We start from the raw sequence: 12,193 nt of genomic DNA, 5'->3' as shown, positions 1-12,193 counted from the left end.
TTGGAAGAATTTGGTTGCGTGGGCCTGATTACACCGAGACTTGAGCTTTCGCGCGACATTCGGAACCGGTGACACCGAAACGTACCGAGATTCGCAATCAGACTGAAAGCCATGCACATTCAGGCAGGTTCAGCATGAGTTAGTCGATCGATCACGCATCCCACCACAGGGGTCGCCAGCATTTTTTTTGTCAACATCTCTCGGTATCAGAGGCTTGCGCTCGGAGGGCTATTCAAACTGCCTTGACGCAGATCAAGGCCGAGGCACGCTCGAGAGACTAAGGCTTGTTTAGGGCGCGTGGCAGCCCAGGGGCCTGCTGGTTTGCGCTCAACGCCGTCGATGAAACTGGGCTTCGGCATGCGATGATACTTCAGGCGTTCCTACTGCGGATTCAGGCGGTCTTCGGCGGGCACGGACCGGTGGGGACCGACTCACGGCGCTTCCCGGTTCTCGCGAGTTTTCGAGGCTACCAGCCAGACTGGCTCGGGAGCGACATCTCCGCGGGGCTGGCGATTGCCGCAGTTGGGTTGCCGAGCGCCATCGCCTACCCCGCGATCGCCGGCCTGCCGCCCGAGACGGGTCTTTACGCTAGCATAGCGCCGCTTGTGGCCTATGCGGTCTTTGGCCCGTCGCGACAGTTGATCGTAGGACCGGATGCGGCGACGATGACGGTGCTGGCGGCGGTGCTGGCGACAATCTACGAGGCGCCAGGGGTGACGGCCGACCGCGTCGCAGTAGCCGCGCTGCTGGCGCTCGCCGTGGGAGTGTTCTGCCTCATCGCCCGCGCGCTACGGCTGGGGGTACTCGCGACCCTCCTGTCTCGGCCGATCCTGACCGGCTTTCTCGCCGGTATTTCGCTCTCTATCATGATCGGCCAGATCGGGCGGCTCACCGGCGTGAAGATCGAATCCGCGGGGCTGATGGGGCCGATACTCGAGATCGTCGACAAGGCCAATTTCATCCACTGGCCCTCACTCGCGCTCGGGGCGGCGATGTTCCTCGTCCTCCAGGCGGTCCGGATCTGCAAACTGCCGCTCCCCGGGCCGGTGATCATCGTGGTGCTCGCGGTCGTGCTATCCGCGCTCTTGGACTTCGAGGCGCTCGGGATCGCCGTGGTCGGCGACATTCCGAGCGGCCTGCCGCAGTTTGCCCTGCCGGCCCATTCCGGCATGCCCGTCGACACCATTCTGCTAGGTGCCGCCTCGATCTTCCTCGTCAGCTTTGGCTCGGGCATCGTAACGGCCCGCAGTTTCGCTACTCGCGGCAGCTATGAGGTTGACCCCAACCTCGAGTTGACCGGCTTCGGCACTGCCAATGTCGCGGCCGGGTTCTTCGGCGCCTTTCCGGTCACCGCGTCCGACTCGCGTACCGCAGTGAACATGAGCGTAGGTGGCCGCACCCAGGTCGCCTCTATCGTCGCTGCCGTCACCCTCATCGCAACGCTTCTCTTTCTCGGGCCAGCTCTGCGGATCCTTCCGATCCCAGCGCTCGGCGCCATCCTAGTAGCGGCGGCGCTAAGTTTGATCGACGTCGAGGCTCTGGGCGAAATCAGGCGCATCAGCCGTATCGAGTTCCTGTTCGCGATCATTGCACTGATAGGGCCGCTCAGCCTCGGCGTGTTGCAGGGGATCGTCATCGCGGTCGGGGCGACCCTTGTCTACCTCCTCTACAAGGCGGCGCATCCCCGCGACGCGATGCTCGGGCGCGTTTCGGGTCGCGACGGCTTCTATAAACTGCACCGCTCGCCAGAGGCCCGACCCGAGCCCGGCCTCGCACTCTGCATCGTTCAGGGCAACCTGCTGTTCTTCGACACCGATTATGTCAGGGCGCGGCTGCGCACCATCGCGTCCGAACTCCCGCCGGGTACCGAGTGGTTTGTGCTGGACGCAAGCGCGGTCGCCCAGATCGACTGCACTGCCGCCGCGATGCTCGCGGGGCTTGCCAACGAGTTCGCCGCGCGCGGCCTCGCTCTCGGTTTTGCCGAGGTCCACAGCGAAGCTCTCGAACTGCTGCAACGCGCCGGCGTGATAGACCAAATTGGCACCACGATGGTGTTCGACGATCTCGACGACGCTCTGCGCGCCTTTAGAGCACGCTCGTCCCTCACACACATTGCCTCGCCAAATTAAGCAACTCTCGAGTTAGGAGGAAGCCATGGCCAAAAAGCACAAGAACGACAACCACCCGGGCGACGTGGCGGCCGGCTCCGCCGAGGCGAAAAAGGAGCGCAAGAGGGCCTACGAGAAGGAGATCGCCCGCTTGCAGGTCGAGATCGCGTACCTCCAATCCTGGGTGCAGGCGTCGGGCGCGCGGATCGTCATCATATTCGAAGGCCGCGACGCTGCAGGCAAGGGCGGGGTCATTAGGCGGTTCGTCGAGCGAGTCAGCCCGCGGGTGTTTCGGGTCGTGGCGCTACCCGCACCGAGTGACCGCGAGAAGAGCCAGATGTACTTCCAGCGGTACATGGCGCAACTGCCAGCGGCCGGCGAGGTGGTGATTTTCGACCGCTCCTGGTATAACCGCACCGGTGTGGAGCGGGTGATGGGCTTCACCACTGAGGACCAGGTCAAGCGTTTCATGCAGGTGGTTCCGCATCTCGAGGGGCTGATCATCGAGAGCGGCGTCATCCTCCTGAAATACTTCCTCGACGTCAGCGAGAATGAACAGGAGCGGCGTTTCCGCCAGCGCATCGACGACCCGGTCCGTCAGTGGAAGTTGAGCGCGATGGACCTCGAGAGCTATCGTCGCTGGTGGGACTACACCAAGGCCTACGACGAGATGATCCGCGCGACCGACTCGCCACACGCGCCCTGGTGGATCGTGGACTCGAACGACAAGAAATCGGCGCGCATCAACTGCATCACCCACCTTCTGAAGTCCATCCCCTACGAGCGGGTGGAGTTCGATGAGCCGAAGCTCGGGAAACGGCAGAAGCGTCCTGACGACTACGTCGCAGACAGCATCGCCCGAAACTTCGTGCCGCGCGTGTTCTGAATGGACGTACAGTTCGATTCGTGCGGTTGCTGTCGCCAACACCCCCGGTGAGCAACAGCTTTGTCCGCTTGGCATCTCGCTTTGTCCGTCACTAAAGGTGGCAAAAAGGTGGTCTTTTCTGCCTATTCGGCTCCGGGATTCGCTCCGCCTGCGTGAAGCAGCCCGGACTATCTGACGTGCACGAGCGACTTAAGCGGCTGGGCGATATCGGCGGTCAGCTCAAGCGTTCTCGGCGGTCGTCCCGAGAGACCGATCCTTGCCAGTTTCCACCACTCGCCGGCATCGTCTCCAGCTAAGTATAGAAAAGAGCACGTCAGGCTTGACTTCCATCCTTGTCGACACCCTGGTTTTTTCGTTCGCTCATCATGGCCGGGAACACTGACCACGCCGCCAAGAACAAAGCTGCGATCATCGGACCGACGACGAAGCCGTTGGGCCCGAAGGTGGCGATGCCACCCAAGGTCGAAACAAGGATCAGATAGTCCGGGATCTTGGTCTCCTTACCGATAAGGATTGGTCGCAAGAGGTTGTCCACAAGCCCAATCACAAGGACTCCGAAAGCAAGCAGAACTGTGCCGTCCCAGATGTCTCCTGACGCCAGTAGATAGATGGCGGTTGGTCCCCAAATAAGACCCGTGCCCACCATTGGAAGAAGCGCAAAGATAGCCATGACGGCGCCCCAAAGCGCGGGAGCACGGATATCTAGCACCCAGAAGATCAGCCCACCGAGTGTTCCCTGCGCGAGCGCCACCACGATGCCGCCCTTCACGATTGCATTGACGGTGAGCACGAACCGCCCGAACAGGGCCTGGCGTAGGCTACCGCTGAGCGGCAGAGCATCACCGATCAGTCGCGCCAGCTCGCGCCCGTCGCGCAGCAAGAAGAACAGCAGGTAGAGCATTACGAATGCGCTTAGCACCAGGTGGAAGGTCGACTGCCCGATGTTGATCGCTTGGCCAGCCAGGAACTGGCCACTTTCCGCAAGCGCATTCAACAGCCGCCCCCGAAGCGCACCGGCATCTGGCAGCCCAACGCTGTCGACCAGCGCCTTGAGCCAGTCGGGCAGCATCTCGCGAAGCGTCTGAACCTCGATGCCGGGGGCAAATTGGCCCGTCGCTATACTATTGTAAACTGTGGCCGCCTCGCGAAGGACAAAGCTCGCAATCAGCACAAAGGGCAGGATGACCATCACGAGAACGATGGCCAATGTGAACAGAGCTGCGAGGTTGCGTCGGCCCGCGATGCTCTTGAGGATCGCGTCATTGACCGGGGCAAACAGCACGGCGAGCACGGCCGCCCAGAGGATCGCGCCGGACAAGGGCCATAGCATCCACACGAAGGCCAAAGATACCGCTGCGGTCAGCCAGATGAAAGTGTTGTCTCTATGTTGCCGCACTCTTGGCTCCCCGGTTGCGCCTGACAAGCCCCCACGCAAATCGAAATCGCAGGCACCTGTGGCATTTCCGCCGCAGCACCATGTCGGGACTCTCCCGATTTCACCCCTTCAACGCGAGGTCCGGGACATTCGACTCGCCCGGCGGAGGGCCTATCCATACGCCTGACGGTATCGCGGGGATACTGTTTGCCAGTCCATTGAGCATGCCTTGCAAGACGCTCTCGCTCAGTTCATCCATCTTCTCGCGGGGGCCGACGAGGCGGTCTACCAGCAGCAATGTGAGACCATGCATTTGCGACCAAAAAATTAGAATGGCACCGTCAATCTCACGCGTGTTTGCCGCGGCGGTTGGAATGAGGCGCCCGAGAGCGCCATCACTTATCGCGTCCACCAGAAGCGCTTTCATGTTCTCAGCCGCAGTTCTTTCGATCGCAGGGCGTTCATCATCCTGACCGGTAAGATAACCGCCGAACATCAATCTGTAGAGCGCAGGATTGTTGACGCCGCCGCGCACATAAGCGCGCGCCATGGCTGCCAGCCGCTCGCGCGGACTGTCGTGTTCCTTCGTCGCATCGGTCATCTGCTTTGCCAGGAGCTCGAACCCAACGGCCGAGACGGCCGCCAACAAATCACGCTTGTCAGCGAAGTGTTTGTAAGGGGCGTTGTGACTGACGCCCGCTCGTCGAGCGAGCTCCCGAAGCGAGAACTCTGTGCTTTGGGATTCGCTGAGGACATCGAGTGCCGCACCTACGATCGTCCTGTGCAGGTCACCATGGTGGTAGGGGCGCGGATCTGCGGTGATGGTGGCTTTGGTCATACTCGTCCGTCTAGGCCCTTATGTTGCGCTCGTCAACATTTCTGCCGGAGTGATGTTGACGTCGTCCACTTTAGCCCTTAAGTGGACGCTGTCAACATCTGGCCATAGCCCTTAGAGCCATCAGATTTGAAATCCGAAGGCGAACCGCCGGCTCTCTGATGGTTGCAAATGGCAACGGAGAAAAAATGAAGCCCCTTCGAATTCTGGGAATTGGTCTCGCCTGCGCCTATCTCGCCGCCTGCGACGACAAAACTGAAGCCGCGTCGCCGCCGCCGCAACAGGTTCGGGTCATCGCGGCCACCTCGGTTCAATATCAACCGAGCGCGGAAATTACCGGTGAGGTGAAGGCGCGGATCCAGACCGAACTCTCATTTCGCGTCAGTGGCAGAGTGATCGAGAGGCTGGTTGACGTGGGTGCACACGTTCGCGCCGGCGAGATCCTGGCGCGCCTCAACGATACCGAACAGCAGGCAGATGTCAGCGTCGCAAGAGCTGCATTGGAATCGGCTCGGGCGGTAGTCAAACAGAGGGCGCTGGCATTCGAGCGATCAAAGGCCCTCGTGCAATCCCAGGTCATTTCGCAGGAGACCTTTGATGAGGCTCGAAAAGACCTGACGAGTGCTCAAGCCTCCTTGGAAGCTGCCGCAGCCGCGCTGGCCAGCGCCGAGGATGCGCTGTCCTATACGGAATTGAAGGCTGAAGCCGACGGGATCATCACCGCCCGCGGCTTGGAAATGGGGCAGGTTGTCTCGGCGGCGCAGTCGGTCTTCACGCTCGCTCATGACGGCCCGAGAGATGTGGTGTTCGATGTCTTCGAGGCTTTCTTTCTGGACGGCCCGCCGTTGTCGGATGTCGCGGTGGCACCAGTTGGGGACCGGGCACTCGAAGTGCACGCGAACATCCGGGAAGTCTCTCCGGTGATAGACACCAAGGGCGGCACAATCCGGATCAAGGTGGGGCTCGAGGGGAACTCTTACTGGCCTCTTGGTACACCGGTGGTCGGCATACTCCGCTCTGCACCGCGCGACGGAATCGTGCTGCCCTACACGGCGATTGCTTCCGCCAAGGGAGAACCCGCCGTGTGGCTGATCAACAACAAGAACCTCTCCGTTACCCTTCGCAAAGTTGCGGTCACTCGTTACCGCAAAAGCGACTTCGTCGTGACCGGCGGCATCGCCCCGGACGACCTGATCGTCACGGAGGGCGGAAAGTTCCTCAAGGAAGGCCAGGCAGTAGCTTGGGAAGGCAAGTGACGATGATCCCCAGTCGCATATACACCACTTTTCCACTTTTTCTGTCGATCTCGCTCATTGTTGGCTGCGAGCAGAGCTCGACCTCAGGGGAAGAGACCAGCACCCGTCCCGTCAAGTCCGTAATTGCCCGAGGAGAGCGGGAAGCTGTCGAGCGCTTGCCTGGCGTCGTGCGGGCCCGCATCGAGACCGACCTGGCGTTCCGAACGCTTGGACGAATCGTATCCCGTAAGGTCGACGTTGGCGATCTCGTGCGGAAAGGTGATGTCGTAGCGGAGATCGATCCGCTCAGTCTCCAGCTCGCAGTCAGGAGCGCAGACGCAAACTTGCGCGATGCCCAGGCGCACTTGGCAAATGCCGTGTTGACCGAAGGGCGTAAACGAACGCTCGCCCACAAGAGCGCCTCAAGCGTTGCCGATCACGAACTTGCCGAACAACAATTGAAGTCGGCTGAGGCCAACGTCGCAAGAGAGACGGCCAGCCTCGCCAAGGCGCAGGAGCAGCTTGGCTACGCGACACTGAGGGCGGAATTCGACGGTGTCGTCACGGCCACATACGCAGAAACGGGCCAGACAGTCTCGACCGGTCAACCGGTCTTGAAACTGGCGCGTCTCGAACAGCGTGACGTGGTCCTCGATGTTCCCGAAGCGCAATTTCGATCCGCGCGCCTAAACGATAAATTCAGCATTGCCCTTCAACTCGACGGTACTGCGCAGGCTGTTGGCGTCGTTCGCGAAATCGCGCCACAGGCTGATCCCACTACCCGCACCCACAGACTGAAGGTCGCCATAGACCAGGCGCCGGAGGTTTTCCGTCTGGGTGCAGTGGTGACTGCGACACCCCTTGTCGCAGGGCAAAAGCGCGCAGTCGCCCTGCCCGGCTCCGCCATCAGTGACAGGGATGGCAACCTCTATGTCTGGGTCGTGGATCAAACAACCGGCACCGTCTCGCCAAGACCGGTCCAACTTGACAATCAGGCGACTGGCTCCCGTTGGGTGCAGGTTCTGTCGGGGTTGCAGGAAGGAGAAGAGGTCGTGGTCGCTGGCGTCAATGAACTCGCCGAAGGACAGAAGGTAAAACGCGTACAGGAGCGCCACCCGTGACAAAATTCAATCTCTCAGACTGGGCGCTCGAGCATCGTTCTCTCGTCTGGTACTTCATGATCATCTTCGTCGTGGCGGGTGCCTATGCCTATATGGCTCTCGGCCGCGAAGAAGACCCATCCTTCACCATCAAGACGATGGTCATCCAGGCCCAATGGCCTGGCGCCTCTGCCCAGGAAGTGACGCAGCAGGTGACCGACCGTATCGAAAAGAAACTGCAGGAACTCAACAATCTCGAACATACCCGCAGCATCACCACTGCCGGCCAGACGATCGTCTTCGTCGATCTTCTTCCGGAGACGAATGCGCGGGATGTTAAGCCCACCTGGGCACGGGTGCGCAACCTCATCGACGATATTACGCACGAGTTTCCGCAGGGCGTTATCGGGCCGTTCTTTGACGATCAGTTCGGTGACGTCTATGGCAACATTTATGCCTTTACAGCCGACGGGCTCAGCTTCAGGGAACTTCGCGATTTCGCGGAGGACACACGAACGCAGATCCTCAGGATTCCGGATGTAGGCAAGGTTGACATCGTCGGCGCGCAGGACGAGGTCATCTATCTCGAATTCTCGACCCGCAAGATCGCCGCCCTTGGCATCGATCGCGCCGACATCATTTCCACGTTGCAGGCACAGAACGCCGTCACCCAATCCGGTTTCGTCCAGACGGGACCGGAACGCATCGCCCTGCGCGTCGGCGGACGCTTCATCTCCGAAGACACATTGCGGGGAATTAATCTCAGGGTGAACGACCGCTTCTTCCCGCTGACCGACGTCGCCAACATCACGCGCGGCTATGTCGACCCGCCACACTCGCTCTTCCGCTTCAACGGCAAGCCTGCAATTGGGCTGGCGATCGGCATGAAGACGGGCGGCAACGTGCTTGCCTTCGGCGAAGCACTTGAAAAAACCATGGTGAGAATCATTCGGGATCTTCCGGTCGGAGTCTCGGTGGAACAGGTCTCCGACCAGCCGGAAGTCGTTCACGAGGCCGTGGGGGGATTCACCAAGGCCCTGTTCGAGGCCGTCGCCATCGTGCTCGCGATCAGTTTCATCAGTCTCGGGGTCAGGGCTGGCCTGGTGGTCTCGATCGCGATCCCGCTGGTCCTGGCCATCACTTTTTTGGTTATGCTGTATTCGGGCATTTCGCTGCAACGCATCTCGCTCGGGGCCCTCATCATCGCGCTCGGCTTGCTCGTTGATGACGCCATGATCGCCGTCGAGATGATGGTGGCGCGGCTGGAGATGGGTGACAGTCTCAGGAAGGCCGCCACTTATGTCTACACGTCCACGGCCTTTCCGATGCTGACTGGCACGCTCGTGACCGTCGCGGGCTTCATCCCGGTCGCCTTCAACAAAAGCAGCGCCGGCGAGTTCACCTTCACCCTCTTCGTCGTCATCGCCGTATCGCTCATCGTGTCCTGGATCGTTGCTGTATTGTTCACCCCGCTCATCGGCGTAACCATCCTGCCGAAGACGATGAAGAAGCATGCCGAACACAAAGGCTGGTTCGCGAAGGCATTTTCGGGGCTGCTTCAGTTCTGCCTGCGCTGGCGCTGGATGACGATCATTGCGACGGTCCTGCTGTTCGCGGGATCGGTCGCCGGCCTGACGATGGTCCAACAGCAGTTCTTCCCGAGTTCCGACCGGCCGGAACTCATCATCGACTGGAACTTGCCGCAGAACAGCTCGATCGCCGAGACGAGCCGCCAGATGGGGCAGTTCGAGCGTGAGATGCTCGTCGGCAACCCAGCGGTCGAGCACTGGTCGACCTACGTCGGACGGGGCGCACCGCGGTTCATCCTTTCCTTCGACGTGCAGCCGGCTGACGCTTCATTCGGCCAGACTGTTGTCGTTACCAAGGGCCTCGAGGATCGCGACGGGCTGAAGCACGAGGTGGAGACTTACCTTCAGAAAACGTTCCCCGGAACTGATGCCTATGTGAAGCTTCTGGAAATCGGGCCGCCGGTCGGTAAGCCGGTTCAGTACCGCGTATCGGGCGAGGATCTCCAGACGGTGCGCGAACTGGCACAGAAATTGGGGGCCGTCATCAGCACCTATCCCTCGTTGAAGAACCTCGCCTTCGACTGGAATGAACCGGCCCGCGTCGTCAAGGTCGACGTCCTGCAGGACAAGGCGCGACAGCTCGGCGTTTCGTCCCAGGACATCGCGATGGCACTCAACACCGTCGTGCAAGGCAACGCTGTCACGCAGGTAAGGGACGACATCTATCTGATCGATGTCGTCGGCCGCGCCTCGGAAATGGAGCGCCGTTCGATCGACACTCTGCTCGACCTGCAACTGCAGAGCAACAGCGGCCAGTCCGTCCCGCTGTCATCGGTCGCAACCTTCCGCTATGAGCTCGAACAACCGACGATCTGGCGTCGCAATCGCGTCCCAACCATTACGATCAAAGCCGGAATTGCCGACGCGACTCAGCCGGCGACAATTGCGAAGGCACTCGCCGACAAGGTTGCGGCCTTCGAAAAGACGCTGCCGGTCGGATACACCATCCAGGTTGGAGGAGCGGTCGAGGAGAGCGCCAAGTCCCAGGGTCCGATTGCAAGCGTAGCCCCCGCTATGCTTCTCATCATGGCAACGCTGCTGATGATCCAGCTTCAGAGCTTCCACCGCCTGTTCCTGGTCTTCTCGGTCGCTCCGCTGGCACTCATCGGCGTCGTCGTGGCGCTGCTGATAAGCAACGCCCCGCTTGGCTTCGTTGCGCTCTTGGGCGTGCTCGCCCTCGTCGGTATCCTCATCCGCAACTCGGTGATCCTTATCGTGGAAATTGAGGAATTGCGGGCTGCTGGAAAGTCCCCATGGAAGGCGGTCGTCGAGGCCACCGAACATCGCATGCGGCCGATCATGCTCACGGCCGCTGCGGCCACATTGGCATTGATCCCCATCTCGCACGAAATCTTCTGGGGCCCCATGGCCTACGCGATGATGGGGGGCATTGTCGTGGGAACGGCGTTGACACTTCTCTTCCTGCCGGCACTCTATGTCGCCTGGTTCCGGATCCCGCGTGAAGTCGAGCAACACTGATATGACAATTTCCAGCTTCTCTTTCCCCGGGCGAAACGACGCCCGGGGACAGCAACGGACTGCCCATGTGTTCTCGCGAAGGGCGCTTGCTTCCCTGCTGGTGCTGTGCCTTCTCGCACCCGGCTGCGCGACGCGGGTAGAGAATGTCCTTCAGCCTCCCGAAGTGGCCGCCCGCGACGCCAGCAGGGTGAACATGCTGGTTGCTACAACACGCAAGCCTTCGGAGAGCCCCGGCAAACTCTATACAGGCGAGCGTGGAACGGCGATCTCGCTCAACAGCGTCGCCGTCTCCATTCCTCCGGATCGGAACCGCAAGATCGGCGAGGTGCAGTGGCCTTCGCGCGTGCCGCCGAATCCGGAAAAAGAATTCGCGGTACTCGAGGTTACCAAGGCCGACTCCGAACGTCAGGCGCTCGAGTGGTTTCGAAAGAATCGAAACTCCAAGCGTCAGGTGCTCATCTTTGTACACGGCTTCAACAACACCTATGCCGATGCCGTCTTCCGCCTGGCGCAAATCGTTCGCGACTCGGGAACGGACGCGGCGCCAATCCTGTTCACTTGGCCGTCGCGAGGGCGCGCGTTCGACTATCTTTATGACAAAGAGAGCGCCAACTATTCGCGTCGCGCCTTGGAGGATCTGATCCTTCAGGTCGCAAAAAGTCCCGATGTTCAAGACGTGACGATTCTCGCTCATTCCATGGGAGGTTGGCTCGCAGCAGAGGCGCTGCGGGGCGTCGCAATGCGCGAAAAATCAATCCCGGCGAAGGTCAGGAATGTCATTCTGGCATCGCCGGACATCGACATCGACGTATTTCGTCGTCAGTTCGTTGAGATGGGGCCAAAGCGACCGCACTTTGCTATCTTGACATCGACACGCGACAAGGCACTCGAGGCCTCTCGCTGGCTCTCGGGCGGGGTGGACCGTGTCGGTGGATCCGATCTTAGGCCCTATGCCTCCATTCTTGAAGAACTGGGGGTCTCGGTCATCGACACCAGTGCCGTCGCGACCAAAGATCCGCTCGGCCACAATACCTTCGCCGACAGCCCTGAGATCGTACGCATGCTCGGGCGTCGGCTGGCCGGTCAGACGCTGGTGGGTGGAGAGGCAACGTTGGCGGATCGTGTGGGGGTCGCTGCCGCCAATTTCGCCGGGTCGGCAGCGCGCGTGGCCGTGGCCGCTCCAGTCGCTGTCATCAGCGGCGAGGCTCGCGAAGTCTTGAAGCGCGAGCTGACCCCGTCAACCGGCCAGATGGTGGACGGACAGATCGCGTACTAAAGTCAGGACTGGCTAGGCAGGCGGTCAATGTGGTTGGCCCTCGCTGTCGCGGGGGCCTTTTGCTTCACGAGGCAACGCCATGACCCGCAGGGTACGTGCCCGTGCTGGCTGTCCCCTGCATCCAAAGCGCCTGACACTCCCGGCAGCACTTCGCATGGTCGTGAGCATGCGCCAGGGGGTGGCGCGCGGGCCGCGCCGGCGCAGGTCTCCGTGGGAACTCTCGCTTCTTACGAAAATGAGCCGCCGCACACGGATGTCTGTTGCGCAATGTGTTGCGTCCCGCCTCGTCGGTCCACGCGGCTGCGTCAAC

8 protein-coding genes are annotated in these 12,193 nt (G+C 61.0%); 6 read left to right on the top strand and 2 right to left on the bottom strand.

Going from position 1 to position 12,193, the window contains the following annotated elements:
* The first annotated feature begins 362 nt into the window (after nucleotides 1-362).
* Nucleotides 363-2,129, top strand: a complete 1,767-nt coding sequence (locus tag BHMPCIPO_RS00250) for a SulP family inorganic anion transporter (RefSeq protein WP_173514917.1) — start codon at nucleotides 363-365, stop codon at nucleotides 2,127-2,129.
* A 25-nt stretch (nucleotides 2,130-2,154) separates the two neighbouring features.
* Nucleotides 2,155-2,994, top strand: coding sequence for a polyphosphate kinase 2 (ppk2, locus tag BHMPCIPO_RS00245; RefSeq protein ID WP_173514916.1), 840 nt, complete (start codon nucleotides 2,155-2,157; stop codon nucleotides 2,992-2,994).
* A 313-nt stretch (nucleotides 2,995-3,307) separates the two neighbouring features.
* Here the strand turns inward: ppk2 and BHMPCIPO_RS00240 are convergent, their stop codons facing one another.
* Both BHMPCIPO_RS00240 and BHMPCIPO_RS00235 read right to left on the bottom strand, forming a co-directional pair.
* Complete coding sequence (locus BHMPCIPO_RS00240) at nucleotides 3,308-4,390, bottom strand: AI-2E family transporter (RefSeq protein ID WP_312032929.1); 1,083 nt, start codon at nucleotides 4,388-4,390, stop codon at nucleotides 3,308-3,310.
* Nucleotides 4,391-4,490: 100 nt separating this feature from the next.
* A complete protein-coding gene (locus BHMPCIPO_RS00235) occupies nucleotides 4,491-5,207 on the bottom strand; it encodes a TetR/AcrR family transcriptional regulator (protein WP_173514915.1) in 717 nt (238 codons plus the stop codon).
* Nucleotides 5,208-5,392: 185 nt separating this feature from the next.
* Between BHMPCIPO_RS00235 and BHMPCIPO_RS00230 the strand changes: the two genes are divergently transcribed.
* Genes BHMPCIPO_RS00230 through BHMPCIPO_RS00215 form a run of 4 tightly spaced genes read left to right on the top strand, consistent with a single transcriptional unit; the run spans nucleotide 5,393 to nucleotide 11,883 of the window.
* The gene (locus BHMPCIPO_RS00230) at nucleotides 5,393-6,460 is read left to right on the top strand and encodes an efflux RND transporter periplasmic adaptor subunit (RefSeq protein ID WP_173514914.1); all 1,068 of its coding nucleotides are present in this window, start codon (nucleotides 5,393-5,395) and stop codon (nucleotides 6,458-6,460) included.
* A gap of 2 nt (nucleotides 6,461-6,462) precedes the next feature.
* Nucleotides 6,463-7,560: an efflux RND transporter periplasmic adaptor subunit gene (locus tag BHMPCIPO_RS00225; protein ID WP_173518028.1), complete on the top strand. Its 1,098-nt coding sequence runs from the start codon at nucleotides 6,463-6,465 to the stop codon at nucleotides 7,558-7,560.
* The gene (locus BHMPCIPO_RS00220; RefSeq protein WP_173514913.1) at nucleotides 7,557-10,607 is read left to right on the top strand and encodes an efflux RND transporter permease subunit; all 3,051 of its coding nucleotides are present in this window, start codon (nucleotides 7,557-7,559) and stop codon (nucleotides 10,605-10,607) included. The genes BHMPCIPO_RS00225 and BHMPCIPO_RS00220 overlap by 4 nt, the downstream gene beginning before the upstream one ends.
* The gene (locus BHMPCIPO_RS00215; RefSeq protein WP_376741608.1) at nucleotides 10,588-11,883 is read left to right on the top strand and encodes an alpha/beta hydrolase; all 1,296 of its coding nucleotides are present in this window, start codon (nucleotides 10,588-10,590) and stop codon (nucleotides 11,881-11,883) included. The genes BHMPCIPO_RS00220 and BHMPCIPO_RS00215 overlap by 20 nt, the downstream gene beginning before the upstream one ends.
* Nucleotides 11,884-12,193 lie beyond the last annotated feature (310 nt).

The organism is Ensifer sesbaniae (genome assembly GCF_013283665.1).
GTDB lineage: Bacteria > Pseudomonadota > Alphaproteobacteria > Rhizobiales > Rhizobiaceae > Ensifer > Ensifer sesbaniae.
Note: the sequence above shows the minus strand (reverse complement) of the source record. Positions and strands in the feature narration are given on the sequence as shown.